The sequence below is a fragment of the Pseudomonas sp. 10C3 genome (assembly GCF_036346185.1).
Lineage (GTDB): Bacteria > Pseudomonadota > Gammaproteobacteria > Pseudomonadales > Pseudomonadaceae > Aquipseudomonas.
The window spans coordinates 36,394-57,607 of sequence record NZ_JASJVE010000030.1 but is presented as its reverse complement, the minus strand read 5'-3'; the positions used below and the strand labels follow the sequence as shown (position 1 = coordinate 57,607).

Below are 21,214 nucleotides of genomic sequence, written 5' to 3'. Positions count from 1 at the left end.
CTCCAGAGAGAGATCGGGAGCACAGCGTCAGGCATTAGCCGACGGCTTGGAATGTGTGCTTTATGGCGCGCTTACGATAAATTAGCATACCGGACAGCCAGATGCCCGGCATCAGTAGATAGTAAAAACTGTTATTACGATAGACGATGCGAATACTCATGTAAGGTGCTGAGTGGTGAGCGCGATGCAGGGCATATAGCGCGGGGACGCGGTGAGTCAGGCGGTGCCACCAATACTGGGTCATGTCATCCAGCAGCACAAACAACACAAATCCGGCAATCCACGGGATCCCGGCCAACGCGTCTTTCATATTTGGCAAAAGCTGATTTAAGATCAAACCGCTTAGCCACATCACCAAAGGGAACGTGATGGCTACCATTATGCTAGACCCGATGACCTCAATCAGCACGTCACGTTTGCTGCTTGACGATTGGCGAAACGATTCGCAGGCAAGCTCTATTAACACGAAGGCAAGGAAAATTCCGGCGACGATAAAGGTTGGGTTGCTGGCGAGCATTGTTGTATTCATGGCACTCTCGATTTAGGCCCTTGCGGGCAATGCCAAATAATTAGAAACCAGGAGTACGGCGCCTCCAATGCGTGAAACGGACAGAATTGAGCTAGAACCGGCCAATCGCTCGAACCAGCGTTTTCATCGCGGCAGGCTCGGCCAGGTGTTGGAGCGTTTTCTCGACAGCCACGCCCAGCATAAAGGTGCAGATTACAGCTTGGTGGAGCTGGATCAGCTATGGCGTGAGGCGGCGCGTATTGACCCCGCCATTGGCATGAAGCTGTTCACACTGTTCACACCTCAGGACTGGCACGTACTGGCTTATCTGTGCCTGTACAGTCCAGACGTTGCCTCTTCAATGCAGTACTGGGCTCGTTACGCACCGCTGGCATCGGACACAGACAGTGTCAGGTTAGTGAATGACGAAAACGGCTTCGGGTTAGAGCTGGGCATCGACGCACCGGGTGAGCTGAGGCGCTATCTCACCGAGCACTACGGCGCCATGTATATAACCCTACTGCAACGCGGAACTGGCCAGGAAGTTTGTCCCGTGCTGGCAAAATTCACCCATTCGCGTCCGTCGTATTACAAGCAATACGCGCAATCGTTCGGAGAGCGTATTGAGTTTGACTGCCCGGCTAACTGTTTTTACTTTGATTCGCGTAGCCTGGGTCTTCCGATGCTGACTCGGCATAACGGTATGCTGGAACTGCTGACTCAGGAACTGGACCGGCGAATTGCAGTGTATCGAAATTTCAGCGGCTGGGCCGCCAAGGTGGCGGCTGGGGCGCGACGGGCAATGTCGCGAGGTGAACCCCCGACTCTGGAAAACCTGGCAGAGACCCTTCACCAGACACCGCGCACATTACGTAGACGCTTGGAAGAGCAAGGCACGACGTTCCGGCAGTTGCTTGATCAGGTTCGCGCAGAACTGGAATTGCATCTTGAATTGCAGGGAGAATCTCGAGCAGAGATTGCTGACCAGTTGGGCTATAACGATTTGACGGCCTATCTCCACGCCCGTAATAGATGGCGCGTAAAAGTGTAAAGGGGCGATTGAATAGCCGCGGGGTGTTTACCGCCCCTACCCGTTCGTCAAACGCCGAACGTCAGCCCCTTGGCAATTACAAGAAAATCAAAAAAACCTTATTCGGTTAAAACCACAAAAATTTGAAATATTCAATTACGGCGGTTGCAGGAGCTGAGTGCAACACGGTTATTGAATTGAAGACGGTGCAGCATGATACATACCCATCACCTCAGTAAACACTTCAATCGGGTATTTGAAGCCAAATCGCTTACGAGGGCGAATATTCATTTGATAAGAGATGGCGTCCAAGCCGATTCAAATCGTCGCGTTTGGAGCTAGCCAGACCGCAGGGAAAATTGTCAATCGGGACCAAGCATACTCATCGCAACTGGAGCGGCGATTGAGAACAGAAGGTTTTAATGTAAATGTCGTAAATCAGGGTTCAAGTGGCGACACAACAGAAGATGAGCGCAATAGGCTGGAACGCGCAATTCCGATCGGCACAGACATTGTCCTCTTCCAACCGGGAACCAACGACTGCGGCCGCACTGTTCCAGGCATGAGGGTCGGTGACGTGCTTCCCATCCTCTTCCATGCTGCGGGTCTTGATCTCGTGGACAGGACCACTGACTCGCCTTGATACTTGAAGGCGTTGATCAGGCGATCAAGCCACTCTTCGAGATGAAAACCACTGACGAACGCCACGTCAGCCTTTTTCAAGGCCTGAGCGTCAGCCGGGGTCGGCTCGTAAACATGAGGATCACCATTGGGCCCGGCTACTGGATTTGACGCCAGTGGCAGGTTTCACCAAGCTACGGCCCTCGAATCGTCCATCTGGAACACATTGCGTGATTAACCACCGTTTTCACTGGCGCAGGCTTTTACTCTGCGCGGCTCCCCTCATCGCCCTGCTGGCGGGTTGCGATGGCGGCGCCCAAAAGACAGAACCACCTGCGGCAGCCACCTATGTCATCGGCAACTGGGACGATCTGCCCGCCGTCAGCGATAGCGACCTGCAGGCTGGTTTCAACGCCTGGTATTCAGCGTGCGTACGACTGGCCAGTGATCCCGTCTGGAAAGGCCCGTGCAGCGCAGCCACTCAGGTGCCACCCACCACCACTGCGATTCGCGATTTTCTCAAGACACAGCTGCAGGTGTACGCCCTGCGTTCGGCCGACCGCAGCAAGCACGGACTGATCACCGGGTATTACGAGCCTATCTATCGGGGCAGCCTCGAACGTACCGAGGAAACTGCAGTGCCGGTCCACGGCGTTCCCGACGATCTGGTGGTGGTGGCGCTGGACAGCCTTTACCCCGAACTCAAAGGCAAACGCCTGCGCGGTCGCCTCGAAGGCCGAACACTCAAGCCCTATGACGATGCAGCCACCATTGCACGCCAAGGTGTGAACGCCCCTGTGCTAGCGTGGCTGAGCGACCCAATGGACCTGCAGTTCCTGCAGATCCAGGGGTCTGGCCGCATCCAACTGGATAACGGTCAGCAATTGCGCATTGGTTACGCCGACCAGAACGGCCATCCCTACAAGCCGGTGGGCCGCTGGCTGGTCGAGCAGGGTCAACTCAAAAAAGAAGACGTGACCATGGGCCGGATCCACGACTGGGCCCGTGCCAACCCGGATCGGGTTCCGGAGTTACTGGCGAGCAACCCTAGCTACGTATTCTTCAGCCGACGACCTGACAGCAATGAAGGCCCGCGCGGCTCATTGAACGTGCCGCTGACGGCGGGTTACAGCGTGGCGATCGACCGCAAGGTCATCCCCTTGGGCAGCCTGCTCTGGCTCTCCACCACACGCCCTGATGGCAGCGCGGTGGTACGGCCCGTCGCCGCTCAGGACACGGGGGGCGCCATCGCCGGCGAAGTTCGCGCCGATCTGTTCTGGGGCACCGGCACCGAGGCCGGTGAGTTGGCAGGCAACATGAAACAGCAGGGCGAGATCTGGCTGCTGTGGCCAAAAGGGGTTGCGTTGCCTAACGCGCAATAACGGCCGGACCTGAGGCACTAATCAGCCCTGTTATCGCGTAAGCGCCTGGTGCCCTGAAACAGGGACACCCATTAGCCGGTCTCAACTCAAGCCTAATGGGTGTCCCTTTTTTATCAACGCTTTCTCGACGGAAACTAGTGCTTGCTGACCGCTGCTGCCAGTAGCGGAGCAGCCTGTTCATCGGTCAGTGCCGGGTGAATCTCCATACTCATGAGGTCATTCCACTCAAGCACCCATTTCTGCATCAGCGCAAGATCACTGGTTTCTGCGACGCCAACGCCCGTCATGCGACCTATGGCATGCCAGCGTCCCAGCATGGTCACGCCTGCGGGTGGAACGGCTCCTGTTTTGAGAAAACGCTCAATCGCGCTATTACGACGTTCGGGACTGATTGACCAACTGACAATGAATAGCATCTGCCACCTCCTGATAGGGATTGGCACCTGTTCTTCTCTTCACGCACCTGGCTGGCGCCGCGACCACGGCCACGCGTCTGTTCCCGGGCCACACCCTGGCAGGCCTGAAACGACTGCTCCCATGGGAAGGAATAGCAGCCTCCCGAGCCTTGCGTATGACCGCTGATCCTCTTTCCTTGAATCTACCTCACCCAGCGCAAGCGCCAGATCTGCCGAGGCAGCGACGAAGAGCAACTGCGTATTGCTTAGAGGCGGATGACACTTATTGATCGCGACCACCGCCGAACAGGTTTCAGTCACTCAAGCCTGACGGTACGATTCTGCGGGTGGAATCTTACGCCAACGACAAGCTCCGCGAGAACATGAGCCCCGTGGAACGGCGGTACTACGTCGCCTCAACCTTTATCTGCACACCGAACTCGCAGTCTCAGGAGGTCGGTCACGCTCCAGTTCATCGATGGCAGGGGAATGCCTGCTTAGCTGACCCGTGAACGGCTAACCCAGCTGATCAACCATCACCGCGTTGGTATAGATTAAGCTGCCATCACTCGCCCGATGCCCGACCAAATGGAACTGACCGCGTTGGTCACTCAAATAGACGCGCAATTGGCAATCGGAGAGAGGGCCGTATCCCTCCGGGAGGATCAAGTCGATCGAGCTCATATCGACATCGACCATGACTTCAGGCTCGTGGGTCTTCTGTAAGTGTTCTTCGGCTTGCTCTAGAAGCAAATGGACGGGTCCACTGACGTAAAAATGGATCTCCCCCACAGGGGTGGACTTTTGCTCGCCGCTGATTTTGCACCAGCCTTCGATCGTCAGGGCATTCATGACTAAACCTCCTGATGTGAACCATTGGAAACTGTATGGACTCATTGAGTATTACGACAACATGCGGACGCTCAAGGTTTCAAAAAAACCTCAGGAAGAACCGCAGTGAGGGGGTCATGTTCGTACTCCTATGCCGGAAACCGCGCATCGTGATTGATTCGCGGCGTCGGATGCGGGCATGTACTTGCACCGGTCAGCGAAACCCTGAAACAGGGCTTCGCATCACTCATTAATAGCCCAGTGAAAGTCCCGAGCCCTGCCGCGGATCATTCGCGCCATAGAAACGGTTCTTGCCGACGGGTTTTCCGCCGAGCGAAGGCGCTCCGACTAAAATCGCCGCAACATGGTTGAACGGCTGTGGACCGGTGAACTGCTGCCCCCAACCTTCGAGAGTTTTCTGGGTATCAGGGCTGACAGCGAACGCTTCAAGATTGGTCTCTTCCGGCAACCACTGCTGATGGAATCGTGGGGCATCGACCGCTTCCTGAATGTTCATGCCGTAGTCGATCACATTGAGCATTGTCAGCAATGTCGCCGTGATAATGCGGCTACCACCTGGGGTGCCGACGACCATCACGGTTTTTCCGTCCTTGGTGACGATCGTCGGACTCATTGAAGACAGGGGTGTTTTCCCTGGAGCGATAGCATTCGCCTCACCTTGTACAAGACCATACATATTGGGAACGCCCACCTTGGAGGTGAAGTCGTCCATCTCGTCGTTGAGGATGACCCCGGTCTTGCTGGCCATGACCCCCGCACCAAACCAATCGTTCAGTGTGTACGTCACCGAGACTGCGTTGCCCCACTTGTCTACGATCGAATAGTGCGTGGTGTTGTTGCCCTCGTGAGGAGCCACCCCCGGCTTGATATCGCGAGAAATACCGGCTTTTTGCGGATTGATAGAAGCACGGAGCTTCGCCGCATAATTTTTATCCAGCAGGTGAGTCAGCGGATTTTTGACAAAGTCGGGATCGCCCAGATAGCTGTTGCGGTCGACATAGGCGTGCCGCATGGCCTCAATCTGGTAGTGCAGCCCCTGAGCCGAATGGAAACCAAGGCTTTGCATTGGGTAGCCATCAAGGATATTCATGATCTCGCAAATAACGACACCGCCCGAACTCGGCGGCGGAGCCGAGACGACGTGATACCCACGGTAGTCGCACTCGATAGGCGCTAGTTCGCGGGTCTGATACTTATCAAGGTCGGCCTGGGTGATGATGCCCTTGCCCGCCTGGCTTGAAGCCACGATGGACTCGGCAACCCAGCCCTTGTAGAAGCCGTCGGTACCCTTGGCGGCAATTTCCCGTAGCGTCTTGGCCAAATCCTTTTGCACCAATTTCTGGCCAACCTGCATCGGCTCGCCTTTGCTCAGGAAGATCGAACCTGAGTCGTGCATATCTTTCTTGAACTCGTCGGTGGCGGTTTCAAGCAGGTCGACGTCACCCTGCTCAAGCACGAAGCCGTCCTCGGCGTACTTGATTGCCGGCGCGATGACCGTGGCACGCTTCATCGTGCCGTATTTCTTTAACGCCAGCTCCATGCCTGACACGGTGCCCGGGATGCCGACTGCCAGGTATCCCTTTGTGCTCAGGTTCGGGATGACGTTGCCATCCTTATCGAGGTACATGTTCGCAGTGGCCGCCATGGGTGCCTTCTCGCGAAAATCGAGGAAGGTCTTGCGGCCATCGGCCAACTGGATGGTCATGAAACCGCCGCCGCCAAGGTTGCCTGCCGCAGGATAGACCACCGCCAGCGCATAACCGACCGCCACCGCCGCATCGACCGCGTTGCCGCCGTCCTTGAGGACATCGACACCGACGTGGCTGGCCAGATGCTGGGCCGTGACTACCATGCCGTTCTCTGCGGCAACAGGGGCTTGCGAAGCCGCGTGTACACCGATGGAACCAATAACGAATGCCGTCGCAATGAGCGATCTGGCAAAGGGTTGGAACTTCATGGGCCAATTCTCTTGTTTTAAGGTAAGGGAAGGCTGCGTGGGCAGTTGCCAAAGTCCCGACTCTACAGCTCTCATCCAGTGCCAATGCCAAGAGACCTTGCAGCGCCACGTTCGATCAAATGGCAAGATGCCAACAGCCAAGAGACTGTAGGTCAGTTTTGACTCGCCCGCCCCGCTTTCCACAACGGCACAGGCAAGAGGAACCACACAAGTGTCTTGCTCGGCAGCCTCCAGCCTCCAGAAACGAATCACGTTCACCGTCCAAAGCGCGCTATCCGGACGTGTAGAACCCCTGAATATCGAGCTGACCTTCAACACGTTCAGCGATTTCAGCGATTTCAGCCCGGAGAAAATCCTGAGCCAGGTCCCTGAGTTGCAGGATCTTTCCAGTGACCAGGTCCATGCCCAGATCAATCTGATTCTTCACAGTAAACCGCTGTAAGCCCTTGAAGCATCATGGCGCGGACTGCACCAACGGATCATGAATACAGAGTCGGGGCCTTTGCTGACGTTGCGCCTGCTTGACGTGACCAAGGAAGAGCTGCGCCTTGACCTGGAAAGCGCCGTCGATTTCGACCAAAGCCTGTTGTTCCCGCGGGTGCCCAAGCATCGAGATAGCTCCTTGGGTGGCGGTCCGTTCGGTGTTTTGACGACCTGGACCGGCCACGCGAGTTATCAACGATATTCGAGAGCATCGAGTGCATGGACTGGCTGGCGTTCCGTGACAGCGAGAATTCGCGCTACGTCGCCATGGTGGTGCCGCGCTATCTGGCCCGCTCGCCTTACGATGCGCAGAACTGTCCGGTGCCGGAGATGCCGACCTTCACTGAAGACGTGCATTTGAACGACGTCAGTCAAGCCGATGATCCAAAAGCAGACCCCTGCACAGACCTGGACAAGTTTCTCTGGGGAAATGCCGCCTGGCTCCTGGCCCAGCGCATCACTGAAGCGTTCGCCCAGCACCACGAGTGTGCCGCCATTCAGGGCATTGAGAGAGGAGGGTGAGCGGTCTGCCGGTTTATGCCTTCAACACCCGCCTTGGCTCGCTGCTGCCTCACATCCTGGGGACCTCCCGCTTTGCCCACTACATTGAAGCGATCTGACCGTTTCGATCAGGGTGGAGGTTGAACTACCTGGATAAACGTCCACCCTCTCGCCCTTTCAATCATCCAGCGCCTTGGGTGGCACGCCGGGTTTACCCGGCTTATCAGGCTTGCCCGTCTTGCCCGTACGAGTTGACGTGGCCTCGGGCGCAGGTGGCGGTGGCGGTGCCGAGGTCTCTTTTTCTTGCGCGGGCAGCTGGTCGATAGTGCTGAAAATCTCCTTTGGATCGATGGGGCCGGAGTGTTCGATCTTCTTCTCGCCGTCCTTGCCCACCAGAATGACCTTGGCCTGGGCGCTGGCGCCCAGCTTCAGTTCGCGGATCAGCGCCATGGTAGTTTGCGCGTCCAGGTCCTTGCCGTTGCGCTGGCCGATGGTGTTGACCACGGTGTAGAGCACCATGTTGCGTTCGGCGAAGGCCGCGCGGTTGGCAGGCTCTTCCAGGGCTTTTTTCAGGTTAACCAGCGTTGGGTCCACGGCACTGGGGGCGATGATGATCAACGGACGGGATCGTCCGCGATCCTGAGTCAAGGGGGCATCGCTGTCGGCAGCCAGCACCGGACCGACGCTAGCGAATAGCATGGCAAGGATCAGTGACCGGATGAGCATACGCATCTCCTTTTTCGATACCACGCATCGTTCGTTGAGAATTGCATCCGTGCGGCCTCAAGCTCAAGGCGCATCCGGCTGCACTGACCTGAAGCTTAGGCCAGAGTGCCCATCACGCAACCACGCCCTGAAGATGCTTTGGTTTCAATGTCGCTCACGGCAGCACAAAGTCAACGATGCTCGGTAGCCCGCCATTGGGCAACCGTGGATTTTCCAGAGCCGGACGCTCCAGCGATGGCCAACCTGGCTTACACCCAGCCCATTGAGAATCCCTTCGTGAGTATACGGAGCTGATCCAACCCGGGTAGGTGGTTAAATGGGTCATCAGAGGCCCGCTGCCAGCGGTCACTCTGATGACAATCAGCATCAGGACTAAAGCCTATATCCGGAAACTGCCCACCAACTGTTTAAGGCGACCCGCCTGTTGCTCCAGATCAGAGCAGGCGCGCAACGTTGTCTGAAGGTTTTCCACCCCCTCCTGATTGAGCGTGTTGATCTCGGTGATATCCATGTTGATCGCCTCGACAACGGCGGTCTGTTCTTCGGTAGCGGTAGCGACCGACTGGTTCATACCGTCGATTTCGCCGATGCGTTGGTTCACGCTGCTCAAACGCTCCCCCGCAAGGTTGGCAACGACGACGCTGTCCTGACTATGGCGCTGGCTTTCAGCCATCGTGCTGACCGATTCACGGGCACCGACTTGCAGCTCGTCGATCATTTTCTGCACCTGTTGGGCCGATTCCTGAGTGCGATGAGCCAGGTTGCGGACCTCGTCAGCCACCACCGCAAATCCACGTCCGGCTTCCCCTGCCCGCGCTGCTTCAATGGCCGCATTGAGCGCCAGCAGGTTGGTTTGTTGAGAAATGCTGGTGATCACTTCGAGAATCTGCCCGATGTTCACGGTTTTGCTGTTGAGCGACTCGATATTACTGCTGGAGGCGCTGAGCATCTCGGACAACTGATTCATCGACTGAATGCTTTTATCGACCACCTGCTGACCTTCCCCGGCCAATTGCCGCGCATCGCTGGCCTGACGGGAAGCTTGCGCCGCATTGCGCGCGATCTCCTGCGCCGCCGCGCCCAATTCGTTGATCGCAGCTGCGACGCTGTGGGTACGATTGGCTTGTTCGTCCGAGTTGAGCATTGATGAGTTGGAGGCGCAGACCACCCGCGTTGCCACCTCGTTGAGGTGTTCAGTGGCCGAGGACACTTCGCGGATAGAGCCGTGAATTCGCTCGACGAAACGGTTAAATGCGGTACCCAGAATGCCAAACTCATCCTGAGTCTGGATGGTCAGGCGCTTGGTCAGGTCACCCTCACCATCGGCGATGTCCTGCAGGGTGCGGGTCATGACATACAGGGGCTGCATCAGAAAACGGATCAGCATGCCAAGCAACGCAATGATGATGACGACCGCGATGATGGTCGCGACAATCGCAGAGGCCCGGAACTCGCTCAACATTGCGTAGGCTTTATCCTTATCCACGGACAGGCCGATGTACCAGCTAACCGAGGACAGGCCTTTGATAGGACTGAAGGTGACGATACGGGTTTTACCGTCGACCTGGACTTCACTGATATTGCCGCTGATCGGTGGCGTGTCTTTCGGGTAAATGTCTTTGAGGGTTTTCATCACAAAGGCTTTGTCTGGATGAACCAGAACTTTGCCGTCGGAGCTGACCAGAAAGGCATAACCCATGCCGTCGAAGTCCAGCGCGTTAATACTGTCGGCAATGGTTTTCAGACTCAAATCACCACCCACTACTCCAAGGTTTTGACCGGCCTTTTGCACGGCATCAACAATGGAAATCACCAACTCGCCAGTTGCCAGATCAATATAGGGTTCAGTCAGTGCCGAAACGTTGCTGCCTTGCGCACCTTTATACCAAGGCCGTATGCGTGGGTCGTAGCCGTCCGGCATCTTGCTGTCTGGCCGTATAGTAAAACTGCCATCCGAACCGCCGAGGTAAACGCTCATAAAGCTGGAAGTGAGGGCTTTCTGGTTGAGCATATTGCCCACGTTCGTTGCGTCGGGATTAAGCGCAACAGATTGCGAGAGGTTTTCAATGAGCAGGGTCCGCCCGTTCAGCCAGGTCTGAATGTTGCCTGCAGTGGCGCTACCCATTTCTTGCAGGTAGTTCTTCAGATCGGTGCGAATCGCATTGCGCTGCAAGTAATCGTTGTACAGGGTAAAGAGTGCGAAGGTTGTAATCACGATCAGCGAAGCGGCCAGCAGAATTTTATGGCTGAAGCGCAAATTGTTATTCATGGCGTCTAGTGTCCGCTCGGGTCTTCATGACCAAGGGCTCCCTTTCTCCGAAAGAGCGCGAAATGGCCATTATTTTTTGGAGGGCAAACCGGTTATTCCTCCGTTCCCTTGAGGAGCATCCGCGTTCTTCAGTCTTTTCTGGGCTATCGCTTCTGTATCGACAGCAACGAACTAAAGATTAACCAGAAATGTAAAAAATAATGCACAGCCATCGCGCGTGCTGACACTTGGCTTTTTTCAGACGAAAACGCACACAAACAACGTGCAGAAACAGGTTGCAAAGGGTGCTGGAGGGATAGCTGGAGGGGATGAAAAAGATTGGGTAAGGTACTGGGAGGACCAGCTTTGCCCACGTAGCGCTTTTGGGCAATGAGCTGAAAATCTAGCGAACCGCATGATGATTGCGGCACCGGAGCAGCGACAATGCCAGCTGCGTGCCTTGATTAATCAGAAGCGTGCAAGCCAGCGCTCAACGGCCTGAAACTTGCACCTTGAAGGAAGTGGCTCCACGACCTGGACTCGAACCAGGGACCCAATGATTAACAGTCATTTGCTCTACCAACTGAGCTATCGCGGAATGTGGTCTATGTTACTGATTGAAAAGGGCAAGTCAAGCCTTCGGTAAAAATTTCCTTGCCCTGTCTGGCCAAAATCAGATGACCCCACAGGCCATGCGACCACCGCCACCACCCAGCGGTTTTGGCGTGTCGGCATGGTTGTCGCCCCCGGCATGGACCATCAACGCATGGCCATCAATGTCGGAAATCTTTTTGATCCGCGGCGCGAGCACCGGATAGGTCGCGGTGCCATCGGTATTTACGTAGATCGCAGGCAGATCACCCAAGTGACCTTTACCGTATGGCCCAAGGTGTTTGTTGGTGCCCTGCGGATCGAAATGACCTCCGGCCGCCTCTGCCGCAGACTTTTTACCGTCTTTCAATGCGGCCTCACAGCTGCTGTTCTGATGCACATGAAAACCATGTACCCCAACAGGCAAGGATTTCAGGTTGGGCGTGAACAGTACCCCATATTCTGTTTCGCTAAGCGTAACCGAGCCAATGGCCTGAGGCAGACCGTCAGCGCTCACCAGATTCATCGAGACTTCTTTCGACGCGGCTTGGGCAACGCCGCACGACATTGCCCCCATCAATACCAACCAGCCATACAACTTCATGGTGCCTCCAGGGTTTATCGAAAAGAGCCTGGAGTATAAGAAGGAACACTTGTCAGCGGCCCATCTTACACATGACGACACGATGAACTTCAGCCTGGAAAGTTAGCCTTGAGTGCCTCAAGACCACCGTTATAGACACCGCTGAACAGCCCGACGGCTTCTGCATCGGTCACGCCGGCCGGGGTGAAGCTGCCCGACCATTCGACCTGAGTCACCTGTTTGCCCGCCACTTCCCGGACCTGCACCTTCGCCAGATAATCTGTAACCGGAAATGGCCCCTGATCAATGGAGTAAGTGTAGGTGCGCGCCTTGTTATCGAAAGTCTGGAGTCGTTCGACAATCACCGCGCCGTCGTCAGTCTCCAGGTGACGCACGCGCCCACCCTCGCTCGCTTCGCTTTTGGCAATGAACGGCAACCAGTCGGGCAATGAGTTGAACCCCCCTATCAGCTGCCAGACTTGATCGGCAGTCGCTGGAATTTCGATCGTTGCAGACGCTTTAGCCACGGTATTTCTCCAAGCAGGATTCGATGGATTGGGAAAGGCTCAATTGAACAGGCGGCTAATATCATCAATTTCAGCCGCACGCTGAATCACAACGCTCAGCAACACAGCGCCGGGTGAAATCCACTGCCTTGTCACAGCACCATACCATCATGCGCAACGATCACCCTTGCCGGCAGTTGATGCGCCTCATCCAGCAACCAGGCATCCAGCGTGTGGCCAATATGGGTCAACACCGCTTGATGCGGCTGCAGGTCGGCGATGCAAGCCAGCGCCAGGTTGAGATCGTTGTGGTTGCGGGGTGTCTGGGCTTGGGGGGGCATGGAGCAGTCCAGCACCAATACATCGAGGGGCTGGCATTGCAGAAAATCGCGAGTCGACTCTGGCAGGCCGACGGTGTCGGTGAGGTAAGCGATGCGTCGCCCCTCACCTTCAAGCAGGTAGCCCAGCGTGGGCTTTGAATGCATCAACGGCACCGCGGTCACGCTCAGGGCACCGAACTGCCGCGTTTCAAAGGCAGCAAAGGGCCGACTGAAGTCGAGAATACCCGGGTGTTTGTACAGGTCGGAAAAGCCTTCTGGATCGACCGGCCCATGTACCGGAATGACCCATCCCTGGCCCCAACGCAAATGCAGCAGGCCTTGTGCGTGGTCCGCGTGGTAATGGGTTTGCAGGATGCCGTCAAAGCTGCGCGGCGGGAAACGCTCGGTAATGTCGGTCAGGCCCGTGTCGATCAGCCAGCGTTGGCCGGCGCATTCAATCAGAGCGCTACACGGTAGACGGCGCAAACGCTGGTCCGAGCGTGCAGCGGCGCACGCCGGGCAGTCGCAACCGTAGACCGGTACCTGACGCGCATCGCCGGTGCCCAGCAAAGTCAGGTGCATGCGGGCTCTTTACCTATCAGTTGCAGCAGCCGCTCAAGGGTCTGTTCGATGGGGCCGGAGTTATCCAGCAGCCACAACGCCTTATCCTCAGCTGCCATCAAGGCCGCAGCGAAATCGGCATTGCGCGCCAATCGTGCTTCGATCTCCGGCAGTGATTCACGACCACGGGCCTGCAAACGCTGACGTAACACGGCCTGATCCACCGTTAACAGCAGCGCGAGCAACCTCGGATAGCGTTGATGCACTTGAGGCAGATAAGCACGCGAGCCGTTGACCAAAACATCCAGCCCGGCCTCCAGCCATTCGTCGATTTCCTTTGGGATCCCGTAGTGCAAGCCATTGGCTTGCCAGCTCAAGGCGAACGCTCCCTCGTCTTGCATCGCCATGAACTGCTCGATGCTGACCGCTTGCGCCGCCTCACCGACCGCTTCAGCCGAACGGGTGATGACCCGCCGCACGATCCGGCAGCCCTGATCGGCTAACGGCTCACGTGCAGCGTCGAGCAGGCTGTCCTTGCCCGAACCTGAAGGTCCGATGAGATAGATCAACCTGCCCGCCATCAAAACACCCTCTTCGCTTGTCGCCAAACCTGTTGAATCACCGGTAATCCGTCCTGACGTCTAGCGTGAATCAGGTCGGCACGCAGCCCGACCCGGATCTCACCCCGGTCATTGAGCCCGGCGGCCTGGGCCGGGGCGCGACTGACCATGCCGACGGCTTGAGGCAGATCACAATCGCTATGCCGCTGGTCTTCGTGCCGGGCAGCCAACATAAATGCCGCCTGCAACAGACTGGCCGGATAATAATCGCTGGAGAGGATATCCAGTAGTCCTTCTTTAGCAAGGTCGGCCGCCGCCACATTGCCCGAGTGCGAACCGCCACGCACGATGTTCGGTGCGCCCATCAACACCCCCATGCCCAGACGATGGGAGCCCCGTGCTGCTTCCAGGGTGGTCGGGAACTCAGCGATGGTCATCCCGTAGCTGGCCGATTCTTCGACGTGCGCCAGGGTCGCATCATCGTGGCTGGCCACCGACAGACCGCGTGCCAGGCAATCCTCGACAATGGCGCGCCGGTAACGGCTACTGAACTCACGGGAGTTAGCCATCTGGGTGACGATGAACGCGTCCATCTCGACCGTCGTCAGGTGGTACTTACCCATGTAGTACTCGCGGTACTTGGACTCCAGAGCGAACTGACGCTGACCTGGCGAATGGTCCATAACCGACACCAGTTGCACCAGCGGATTCTCCACCAGGTCGCGAAACACGCTCAGGGTATCCGGGTGACACAGTTCACAACGCAGGTGCAAACGGTGTTCGGCGCGGGTCAGACCGGCGGCATTGGCCGTAGCGATAGCGTCGAGCATCGCGGGCAATTTCTGCATGCGATTGCCCTTGGGGTTTACGTCACCGATGGACAGCGCGTCGAACACCGTTGTGATGCCCGCAGCCACGATCTGCGCGTCATGGCTGAGTACAGCCGAGGTCGATGGCCAGTCAACACCGGGGCGCGGCGTCATGTGTTTTTCCAGGTTATCGGTGTGCAGCTCGATCAAACCCGGCAGCAGGTAATCACCTTGCAGGTCGTGTGCTTGAGGCAGCCTGCTTCGGCCCTCGTCCACCTCGACGATCAGGCCGTTGCGCAGCACCACCGTGCCGTTGAAAACCTGATCGGCGGTGACCAGTTGCGCGTTGCTAAGGATCTGTTCAGTCAGCATGGCAGTGATTCCTTTGCCGTCGGGGCATTCGGGGTCATGTCGAGATGGCGGTCGGCGACCGCTTCACGGGCAGCACGGTCGTGAAAAATACCGATCAAGGCAGCCCCTCCCGCTTTGGCTTCGTTCATCAGTTCGAGTACAACCTGACGATTGGTGTCATCCAGTGACGCCGTGGGTTCGTCCAGCAGCATCACGGGCCAGGCAACCATGAAGCCCCGAGCTATGTTCACCCGCTGCTTCTCGCCGCCAGAGAAGGTGCCGGGCGCCAGCTGCCACAGGCGCTGCGGAATATTCAGTCGTGCCAGCAGGTTTTCTGCGCGGGCCTTGGCCAACGTCTTCGACCAGCCTCGCGCCAGTGCCGGCTCCATGACCACGTCCAGACTGGCGACACGCGGGATCACCCGCAGAAACTGGCTGACATAGCCAAGGGTTTGCTGGCGTACGGCCAACACATCACGCGGTTGGGCCCCGACCAGTTCCAGCCAGCCACCTTCATGTTGCACCAGAATGCTGCCACCCGCCGGTAGATAGTTGCCGTACAGCGTGCGCAGCAAGGTGCTTTTACCCGCACCGGACTGCCCATGCAGCACCAGGCATTCGCCTGCATTGACGGTAAAGCTCAGGCCGTCCAGTACGTTGAGCACCACACCGTTCTGCTGATGTAGCGTAAAGGTTTTCGAGAGGTCGCGGACCTCGATCAGCCTGTTCATCAAGCACACCCCAAAAAGACGACGGCGGCCGGGGATCGCCCGGCGGATGGACGGATCACGGTTGCAGCACCGAAGACACCAGCAGCTGCGAATACGGATGCTGCGGGTCATCAAGGATCTGATCGGTCAGCCCGGCTTCCACTACGTTGGAGCGCCGCATGACCATCAGCCGGTCGGCCAACAACCGCGCCACGGCAAGGTCATGGGTGACAATCACCACCGCCAGGTCCAGCTCCCGTACCAGACCACGCAACAGGTCAAGCAAGCGCGCCTGGACCGAGACGTCGAGCCCCCCTGTCGGCTCGTCCATGAACACCAGGCGCGGACCGGAAACCAGGTTGCGGGCGATCTGCAAGCGTTGTTGCATGCCGCCAGAAAACGTACGCGGCAGGTCGTCAATGCGCAGCGGGTCAATTTCCACCTGGGTCAGCCAGTCGATTCCGGCGGCCCGCAATTGCCCATAGTGACGTACGCCTTGAGCCATCAGTCGCTCACCGATGTTGGCGCCAGCCGACACGCCCATGCGCAGGCCATCGCGCGGACTCTGTTCCACAAACCCCCATTCGGTGCGCAGCAAAGTGCGGCGTTCGGCTTCGCTGGCGCTGTAGAGGTCGAGCCAGTCGCCCTCTTTACGTCGATACGCGACGGCACCGCTGTCGGGCGGGCAACGGCCGCTGAGCAAGGACAACAAGGTCGATTTTCCCGAGCCGGACTCTCCGACGATGCCCAACACTTCGCCGGGGTACAGGTCGAAGCTCACGTCCTGACAGCCTTTCTCCGGCCCGTATAAACGCGACAGACCCCGTACTTCGAGCAGCGGCTGCGCACGGTCGGCTTGCCGGTCCCGCAACCGCTGGGAGTGATGCACTGGGTTGTTCATTGACCGGCCTCCTGTTCGCTGCTGCGCTGGGCGCAATAGTCGGTGTCCGAGCAGACGAAGCTCTGGGTGCCGGCGTCGTCGAGGATCAGTTCATCCAGATAAGAGTCGCGGCTGCCGCAGATCGCGCAGCACTCTTCCCACGTCTGGATTGCAAACGGGTGATCTTCAAAATCCAGACTCACCACCCGGGTGTAAGGCGGCACGGCGTACAGGCGCTTTTCACGACCGGCGCCGAACAGCATCAACGCTGGGCTCATGTCGAGCTTCGGGTTGTCGAATTTGGGAATCGGCGACGGGTCCATCACATAGCGATCATCGACCATCACCGGGTAGGCGTAGCTGGTGGCGATGTGGCCGAAGGTGGCGATGTCCTCGTAGAGTTTCACGTGCATCACCCCATAGTCGTTCAGCGCATGCATGGTCCGGGTCTCGGTTTCCGACGGTTCGATAAAGCGCAGCGGATCCGGGATTGGCACCTGATAGACCATGATCTGATCCGCGTGCAGCGGGGTTTCCGGGATCCGGTGACGGGTCTGGATCACCGTTGCTTCCGGCGTGCGTTCGGTGGTCGCAATGCCAGCGGTGCGGGCAAAAAATCGCCGAATCGAGACCGCATTCGTGGTGTCGTCCGCGCCCTGATCGATGACCTTGAGCACGTCATCAGCCCCAAGAATGGCTGCGGTCATTTGCATGCCACCCGTGCCCCAGCCATACGGCAGCGGCATTTCGCGGCCGCCGAAGGGCACCTGATAACCGGGAATCGCCACGGCCTTGAGCAGGCCGCGCCGAATCATGCGTTTGGTTTGCTCATCGAGATAAGCGAAGTTGTAGGCCTCGTCGCGCACAGGACGGTCATGCGTCACGCTGTTCATTGCTGACTCTCCTGCACAGTGGCCTGCACGGCTGCGGGCTTGCGCAGCTTGCGGATCAGTTCCAGCTCGGACTGGAAGTCGACGTAGTGCGGCAGCTTGAGGTGCGATACGAAACCGGCCGCCTCGACGTTGTCGCAATGGCTGAGGACAAACTCCTCCTGCTGCGCCGGCGACTGGATTTCTTCGTTGAACTCATCAGCCCGCAGTGAGCGATCCACCAGGGCCATGCCCATGGCTTTACGCTCGGCATGCCCAAACGCCAGACCGTAGCCTCGGGTGAACTGAGCGAGTTCCGCGCCAGAGCCAACGAACTGATTAACCATTTCGCACTCGGTCACTTCGAGGGTGCCGATGGCGATAGGAAAGCCGAGCTCTTCCGGTTCGATCCAGACCTCCACTTCACCGATGCGGATTTCCCCGGCGAACGGGTGATTGCGTCCATAACCGCGCTGGGTGGAATAGCCCAGCGCCAGCAGAAATCCTTCATCGCCACGGGCCAGGGCCTGCAAGCGCTGGGCACGGCTGGAAGGGAACTCCAGAGGATCACGTGTGATGTCGGCAACGGCTTCGCCACTGTCACTCTCAGTTTTGATCAAGCCTTCCTTGGCCAACAAACCGAGGACGCGCGGGCAAGGCTCGAGTGTCGCGCCCTCCTCTACGTGCGGTCCCGGATGTTCGCCTTCAGCCAGCAATGTGAAGTCCAGCAAGCGATGGGTGTAGTCGAAAGTCGGGCCCAACAGTTGCCCGCCCGGCACATCCTTGAAGGTTGCGGATAAGCGTCGGCTCAGTTGCATGACCGAGGTATCAATCGGCAGGCTGGCGCTGAAACGTGGGAGCGTGGTGCGATAGGCGCGCAGCAGGAAGATCGCCTCGATCAAATCCCCGGCGGCTTGCTTGATCGCCAGGGCGGCCAACTGCTCGTCGTACAGCGATCCCTCGCTCATCACTCGGGCCACGGCCAATGGCAGTTGCTGACGAATCTGCTCGACTGCCAACTCCGCAATCGTGGTGTCACCGCGGCGCTTTTTCGCCAACAAACGGTGGGCATTGTCGATGGCCTGCTCGCCACCTTTTACGGCTACGTACATCAGGCAAACTCCTCAGCCAGGGTTGTTGGATTCACGTGGCTGATGCGGGTATTGCGCGGCAGACCGATGACGCTGTGCCCGGCGAGAAAAAACGCATCCAGCCCTCGGGGGAAATTGTTGTGTGCGTCGCGCTCGCTCCAGAACCCGTCAGACAGTGGCAAGGCGACCCGGTTTTCGTGTTGGATGCCCGGGCCGCGCCACGCCAGAGGACGCCCGCCATCGAGCTGATCCAACTGGATCAACAAGGTGCAGGACTGATCGGGGTAACGGTCATTGCCCGGATCGAAGCCCTGTAAATCACCAAGTTCGCTGTCATCAAGCAACGCAAAACGTGCCTGTTCACGACGGCTGACCATCGCGCAGCCACAGTGAAAGGTCAGGTTGGCGCGAATCATCGGTGTATCGAATGCCGGCGCCAGCCACAGCGGCGTGTCGACATCGAGCAGCGCCAGACACAGCGCGTAGCTCGCTGGCGCCAGCCCTTCCAGCGGCGGAGCCTGTTCCAGCGGTTGGGCCACACCCGGCCCAGCCAGGGCCTTGAGCGCCGCACGGAAGCTGCGCTGAGCGTCCAGCACCGGGTCGGCGAATGCCGGTTGCAAAAGGGTTGTACTCATCAGTCTTCTCCTCGGACCAAGGTAAAGAACTCGACCTTGGTCGCTGCGGTTTCAGCGTCTTTTTCGGCGCGGCGTGCGGCGTGGGCGCGGGCCAGGGGTTCGATCAACTCACTCAACCAGCGCGCCTGTTGCGGGCCTTGCAGATGCGCGTCGGCCAACGCGGCCAGTTCGGCATGAGCCTTGTCGCGCCCGGCCAGATAGCTGTAACCGGTGCGCCCATCCGCCAGGCGCACTACACAGCGGGTCACGCTCATCTCACCGACGTTGAACGGCGCACCGGTGCCGCCCATGCGCCCACGGACCAGGGTCATGCCGATTTCCGGAACGCGAATCAGTTGATATTCGGTGTCACGCAGGGTCGCTTCATGGCCACTCAATTCGCCACGGTGGGCACGGGCGAGTACGCCGATCCACTGTTGTCGGGCTGCGTGCGGGGCTACAGGAGCGGAACTCATCGTCGGCATCTCCATCATGTGATGACCTGATATTGGAAACGGTCCGAGCGGCTGGTGGACTGCGCAAGCTCCACCGGCTGGCCGGACGAATCACGGGAAAGGGTAAAAACACTGAGCGCGGGCAAATGACGGGGCATGAGCAACAGACCCGCCTCCTCACGACTCGGCAGGCGCGCGCCAATCAGGCTGAATGTGCGGGTCAACGGCAGGTCGCGCTCAGCGAAAAACTGGCGCAGCGAGCCCCCGGTATAAGGCGCCAGCAGCTCGGTTCGGCTGGCGCAGTAACGGTGGCGGATCAAGCTCACGGGCTGACCGTCGACCATGCGCAATGTTTGCAGCTCAATCAGCGGTGCCTGATCGGCCAGTCCCAGGTGCCTCGCCTCATCGCGGTTGGCCAGGCAACTACGCCGCTGCAGCAGCCGGGCTTCAACCCCATGCCCGAGCGCCGATAACGACTGGCTATACGCGCTTTCTGCAACCAGCGGATAGATCAGCGGACGCTCCAGCACCTGGGTGCCACGGCCCTGGCGACGCAACACGCTGCCATCGAGCACCAACTCATCAATGGCGCGGCGCACGGTATGCCGGTTGACGGAAAATCGCGCGGCCAGGCGGATCTCCGCTGGCAGGTAATCCCCGGCCCGATAATCGCCGAGCTCCCGGCGCAAAGTGTCCGCCAGTTCGCGGTAAACGGGTTCAATTTGTCTAGACAACTGCATGGTTTAAAAAAAGCGCCGTTTGGCACCCTCTCCGTTAAATGAACTGTTTACGCAGGCGTTGCGACAGGATGTCGATCACGCTCACCACGACGATAATCACCAGCAATACGGCGCAGGTCTGGACGAACTGGAAAGACCGGATGTTCTCCCAAAGGATCACGCCAATCCCCCCGGCACCGACCATTCCGACCACCGTGGCCGAGCGTACGTTGGACTCGAAGCGATACAGGGCGTAGGAAATCCATAGCGGCATGACTTGCGGGATGACCCCGTAGATGACTTCTTGCAGAGCACTGGCGCCGGTAGCGCGCACGCCTTCGACGGGGCCTGGATCAATGGCCTCGACCGCTTCAGCAAACAGCTTGGCGAGGACCCCCGTGGTGCTGATCCACAACGCCAGAACGCCAGCGAACGGGCCCAGACCGACCGCGACCACAAACAGCATCGCGAACACCATTTCGTTGATCGAACGGAACGAGTCCATGACTCGGCGCAATGGCTGATGAATCCACCACGAGGTGATGTTCTCGGCGCACAGAATCCCCAACGGCACCGAGCAGACAATCGCCAGCACCGTGCCCCACAGTGCGATCTGCACCGTGACAATCATTTCTTTGAGGTACGAGCGCCATTCGCGGAAATCTGGCGGGAAGAAGTCACCTGCGAAGGTCGCCATGTTCCCTGCATCGCGGTACAGCGCCAGCGGGTTCATCTCAGCGCCATGCCAGGCCCAGGCCAGCATGGCGAGGAACAGGCCCCAGCCCACATATTGCGGCCAGGTACGTTTGCCGACGGCTTCAGCATGTGCAGCATTGGAAGTCATAAACGGCTCTCAAATAGGGCAGCCATAAAAGGCTGCGATGACGCGACG

At 58.3% G+C, this 21,214-nt stretch carries 21 protein-coding genes, 1 tRNA gene and 6 pseudogenes; 6 read left to right on the top strand and 22 right to left on the bottom strand.

What is annotated here, in order from left to right; genetic code table 11:
• Positions 1–76: 76 nt before the first annotated feature.
• Positions 77–529: pseudogene (locus QN399_RS22835) on the bottom strand (sterol desaturase family protein); the annotation flags it as partial.
• A 67-nt stretch (positions 530–596) separates the two neighbouring features.
• Here QN399_RS22835 and QN399_RS22830 point away from each other — a divergent pair.
• Positions 597–1,559, top strand: coding sequence for an AraC family transcriptional regulator ligand-binding domain-containing protein (locus QN399_RS22830; protein WP_322179615.1), 963 nt, complete (start codon positions 597–599; stop codon positions 1,557–1,559).
• A gap of 168 nt (positions 1,560–1,727) precedes the next feature.
• Here QN399_RS22830 and QN399_RS22825 read toward each other — a convergent pair.
• Positions 1,728–1,850 (bottom strand): annotated as a pseudogene (locus QN399_RS22825) (IS30 family transposase); the annotation flags it as partial.
• Between QN399_RS22825 and QN399_RS26860 the strand changes: the two are divergent.
• A pseudogene (locus tag QN399_RS26860) lies at positions 1,840–2,043 on the top strand (hypothetical protein); the annotation flags it as partial. The pseudogenes QN399_RS22825 and QN399_RS26860 sit on opposite strands and share 11 nt — an antisense overlap.
• Positions 2,044–2,082: 39 nt before the next feature.
• Here QN399_RS26860 and QN399_RS22820 read toward each other — a convergent pair.
• Positions 2,083–2,321: pseudogene (locus QN399_RS22820) on the bottom strand (metal ABC transporter solute-binding protein, Zn/Mn family); the annotation flags it as partial.
• Positions 2,322–2,392: 71 nt separating this feature from the next.
• Here QN399_RS22820 and QN399_RS22815 point away from each other — a divergent pair.
• The gene (locus QN399_RS22815) at positions 2,393–3,541 is read left to right on the top strand and encodes an MltA domain-containing protein (RefSeq protein WP_330201708.1); all 1,149 of its coding nucleotides are present in this window, start codon (positions 2,393–2,395) and stop codon (positions 3,539–3,541) included.
• A 134-nt stretch (positions 3,542–3,675) separates the two neighbouring features.
• Here QN399_RS22815 and QN399_RS22810 read toward each other — a convergent pair whose 3' ends face one another.
• Positions 3,676–3,957, bottom strand: a complete 282-nt coding sequence (locus QN399_RS22810; RefSeq protein ID WP_322215776.1) for a DUF3303 family protein — start codon at positions 3,955–3,957, stop codon at positions 3,676–3,678.
• 284 nt (positions 3,958–4,241) lie between these two features.
• On the opposite strand from QN399_RS22810, the pseudogene QN399_RS22805 reads away from it, so the two are divergent.
• A pseudogene (locus QN399_RS22805) lies at positions 4,242–4,397 on the top strand (SAM-dependent methyltransferase); the annotation flags it as partial.
• Between the two features lie 55 nt (positions 4,398–4,452).
• Here QN399_RS22805 and QN399_RS22800 read toward each other — a convergent pair.
• Positions 4,453–4,788, bottom strand: a complete 336-nt coding sequence (locus tag QN399_RS22800; protein WP_322179617.1) for a hypothetical protein — start codon at positions 4,786–4,788, stop codon at positions 4,453–4,455.
• 229 nt (positions 4,789–5,017) lie between these two features.
• Complete coding sequence (gene ggt, locus QN399_RS22795) at positions 5,018–6,745, bottom strand: gamma-glutamyltransferase (protein WP_330201707.1); 1,728 nt, start codon at positions 6,743–6,745, stop codon at positions 5,018–5,020.
• Positions 6,746–6,956: 211 nt separating this feature from the next.
• Here ggt and QN399_RS22790 point away from each other — a divergent pair, with 211 nt between their 5' ends.
• Positions 6,957–7,187: a type VI secretion system contractile sheath small subunit gene (locus QN399_RS22790; protein ID WP_330201706.1), complete on the top strand. Its 231-nt coding sequence runs from the start codon at positions 6,957–6,959 to the stop codon at positions 7,185–7,187.
• A gap of 39 nt (positions 7,188–7,226) precedes the next feature.
• A pseudogene (locus tag QN399_RS22785) lies at positions 7,227–7,750 on the top strand (type VI secretion system contractile sheath large subunit).
• 156 nt (positions 7,751–7,906) lie between these two features.
• Here the strand turns inward: QN399_RS22785 and QN399_RS22780 are convergent.
• From QN399_RS22780 to phnE, 16 genes are all read right to left on the bottom strand, one after another.
• Positions 7,907–8,455 (bottom strand): DUF4174 domain-containing protein, encoded by a 549-nt coding sequence (locus QN399_RS22780; RefSeq protein WP_323569190.1) that lies wholly within the window; start codon positions 8,453–8,455, stop codon positions 7,907–7,909.
• A gap of 379 nt (positions 8,456–8,834) precedes the next feature.
• On the bottom strand, positions 8,835–10,724 hold the full coding sequence (locus tag QN399_RS22775; protein WP_330201705.1) for a methyl-accepting chemotaxis protein: 1,890 nt from the start codon (positions 10,722–10,724) through the stop codon (positions 8,835–8,837).
• 501 nt (positions 10,725–11,225) lie between these two features.
• A tRNA-Asn gene (locus QN399_RS22770) sits at positions 11,226–11,301 on the bottom strand.
• Between the two features lie 75 nt (positions 11,302–11,376).
• The gene (sodC, locus tag QN399_RS22765; protein WP_322179621.1) at positions 11,377–11,898 is read right to left on the bottom strand and encodes a superoxide dismutase [Cu-Zn] SodC; all 522 of its coding nucleotides are present in this window, start codon (positions 11,896–11,898) and stop codon (positions 11,377–11,379) included.
• Between the two features lie 89 nt (positions 11,899–11,987).
• The gene (locus tag QN399_RS22760) at positions 11,988–12,404 is read right to left on the bottom strand and encodes an SRPBCC family protein (protein ID WP_322215769.1); all 417 of its coding nucleotides are present in this window, start codon (positions 12,402–12,404) and stop codon (positions 11,988–11,990) included.
• Between the two features lie 131 nt (positions 12,405–12,535).
• Complete coding sequence (gene phnP, locus QN399_RS22755; protein WP_322179623.1) at positions 12,536–13,285, bottom strand: phosphonate metabolism protein PhnP; 750 nt, start codon at positions 13,283–13,285, stop codon at positions 12,536–12,538.
• A complete protein-coding gene (gene phnN / locus QN399_RS22750) occupies positions 13,276–13,845 on the bottom strand; it encodes a phosphonate metabolism protein/1,5-bisphosphokinase (PRPP-forming) PhnN (RefSeq protein ID WP_322179624.1) in 570 nt (189 codons plus the stop codon). The genes phnP and phnN overlap by 10 nt, the downstream gene beginning before the upstream one ends.
• Positions 13,845–15,005 carry an alpha-D-ribose 1-methylphosphonate 5-triphosphate diphosphatase gene (locus QN399_RS22745; RefSeq protein WP_322179625.1) on the bottom strand — a complete coding sequence of 387 codons (1,161 nt, stop codon included), beginning with the start codon at positions 15,003–15,005 and terminating at the stop codon, positions 13,845–13,847. The genes phnN and QN399_RS22745 overlap by 1 nt, the downstream gene beginning before the upstream one ends.
• On the bottom strand, positions 14,999–15,715 hold the full coding sequence (gene phnL, locus QN399_RS22740; protein WP_330201704.1) for a phosphonate C-P lyase system protein PhnL: 717 nt from the start codon (positions 15,713–15,715) through the stop codon (positions 14,999–15,001). Before phnL ends, QN399_RS22745 begins: the two co-directional genes overlap by 7 nt.
• A gap of 55 nt (positions 15,716–15,770) precedes the next feature.
• Positions 15,771–16,595, bottom strand: a complete 825-nt coding sequence (gene phnK / locus QN399_RS22735; protein WP_322179627.1) for a phosphonate C-P lyase system protein PhnK — start codon at positions 16,593–16,595, stop codon at positions 15,771–15,773.
• Positions 16,592–17,467 carry an alpha-D-ribose 1-methylphosphonate 5-phosphate C-P-lyase PhnJ gene (locus tag QN399_RS22730; RefSeq protein WP_322215764.1) on the bottom strand — a complete coding sequence of 292 codons (876 nt, stop codon included), beginning with the start codon at positions 17,465–17,467 and terminating at the stop codon, positions 16,592–16,594. The genes phnK and QN399_RS22730 overlap by 4 nt, the downstream gene beginning before the upstream one ends.
• The gene (locus QN399_RS22725) at positions 17,464–18,555 is read right to left on the bottom strand and encodes a carbon-phosphorus lyase complex subunit PhnI (RefSeq protein WP_330201703.1); all 1,092 of its coding nucleotides are present in this window, start codon (positions 18,553–18,555) and stop codon (positions 17,464–17,466) included. The genes QN399_RS22730 and QN399_RS22725 overlap by 4 nt, the downstream gene beginning before the upstream one ends.
• Positions 18,555–19,169 (bottom strand): phosphonate C-P lyase system protein PhnH, encoded by a 615-nt coding sequence (gene phnH / locus QN399_RS22720; RefSeq protein WP_322215762.1) that lies wholly within the window; start codon positions 19,167–19,169, stop codon positions 18,555–18,557. The genes QN399_RS22725 and phnH overlap by 1 nt, the downstream gene beginning before the upstream one ends.
• Positions 19,169–19,624, bottom strand: coding sequence for a phosphonate C-P lyase system protein PhnG (gene phnG / locus QN399_RS22715; protein WP_330201702.1), 456 nt, complete (start codon positions 19,622–19,624; stop codon positions 19,169–19,171). The genes phnH and phnG overlap by 1 nt, the downstream gene beginning before the upstream one ends.
• 14 nt (positions 19,625–19,638) lie before the next feature.
• Positions 19,639–20,343: a phosphonate metabolism transcriptional regulator PhnF gene (gene phnF, locus QN399_RS22710; RefSeq protein ID WP_219060709.1), complete on the bottom strand. Its 705-nt coding sequence runs from the start codon at positions 20,341–20,343 to the stop codon at positions 19,639–19,641.
• 34 nt (positions 20,344–20,377) lie between these two features.
• Complete coding sequence (phnE, locus tag QN399_RS22705) at positions 20,378–21,166, bottom strand: phosphonate ABC transporter, permease protein PhnE (RefSeq protein ID WP_330201701.1); 789 nt, start codon at positions 21,164–21,166, stop codon at positions 20,378–20,380.
• Between the last annotated feature and the right edge of the window lie 48 nt (positions 21,167–21,214).

Bases quoted from the DNA above. Each gene is read 5' to 3' on its own strand.
- QN399_RS22830 (WP_322179615.1), top strand. From the start codon at position 597: ATGCGTGAAACGGACAGAATTGAGCTAGAACCGGCCAATCGCTCGAAC.
- QN399_RS22810 (WP_322215776.1), bottom strand. From the start codon at position 3,957: ATGCTATTCATTGTCAGTTGGTCAATCAGTCCCGAACGTCGTAATAGC.
- QN399_RS22800 (WP_322179617.1), bottom strand. From the start codon at position 4,788: ATGAATGCCCTGACGATCGAAGGCTGGTGCAAAATCAGCGGCGAGCAA.
- ggt (WP_330201707.1), bottom strand. From the start codon at position 6,745: ATGAAGTTCCAACCCTTTGCCAGATCGCTCATTGCGACGGCATTCGTT.
- QN399_RS22780 (WP_323569190.1), bottom strand. From the start codon at position 8,455: ATGCTCATCCGGTCACTGATCCTTGCCATGCTATTCGCTAGCGTCGGT.
- QN399_RS22775 (WP_330201705.1), bottom strand. From the start codon at position 10,724: ATGAATAACAATTTGCGCTTCAGCCATAAAATTCTGCTGGCCGCTTCG.
- sodC (WP_322179621.1), bottom strand. From the start codon at position 11,898: ATGAAGTTGTATGGCTGGTTGGTATTGATGGGGGCAATGTCGTGCGGC.
- phnP (WP_322179623.1), bottom strand. From the start codon at position 13,285: ATGCACCTGACTTTGCTGGGCACCGGCGATGCGCGTCAGGTACCGGTC.
- phnN (WP_322179624.1), bottom strand. From the start codon at position 13,845: ATGGCGGGCAGGTTGATCTATCTCATCGGACCTTCAGGTTCGGGCAAG.
- QN399_RS22745 (WP_322179625.1), bottom strand. From the start codon at position 15,005: ATGCTGACTGAACAGATCCTTAGCAACGCGCAACTGGTCACCGCCGAT.
- phnL (WP_330201704.1), bottom strand. From the start codon at position 15,715: ATGAACAGGCTGATCGAGGTCCGCGACCTCTCGAAAACCTTTACGCTA.
- phnK (WP_322179627.1), bottom strand. From the start codon at position 16,595: ATGAACAACCCAGTGCATCACTCCCAGCGGTTGCGGGACCGGCAAGCC.
- QN399_RS22730 (WP_322215764.1), bottom strand. From the start codon at position 17,467: ATGAACAGCGTGACGCATGACCGTCCTGTGCGCGACGAGGCCTACAAC.
- QN399_RS22725 (WP_330201703.1), bottom strand. From the start codon at position 18,555: ATGTACGTAGCCGTAAAAGGTGGCGAGCAGGCCATCGACAATGCCCAC.
- phnH (WP_322215762.1), bottom strand. From the start codon at position 19,169: ATGAGTACAACCCTTTTGCAACCGGCATTCGCCGACCCGGTGCTGGAC.
- phnG (WP_330201702.1), bottom strand. From the start codon at position 19,624: ATGAGTTCCGCTCCTGTAGCCCCGCACGCAGCCCGACAACAGTGGATC.
- phnF (WP_219060709.1), bottom strand. From the start codon at position 20,343: ATGCAGTTGTCTAGACAAATTGAACCCGTTTACCGCGAACTGGCGGAC.
- phnE (WP_330201701.1), bottom strand. From the start codon at position 21,166: ATGACTTCCAATGCTGCACATGCTGAAGCCGTCGGCAAACGTACCTGG.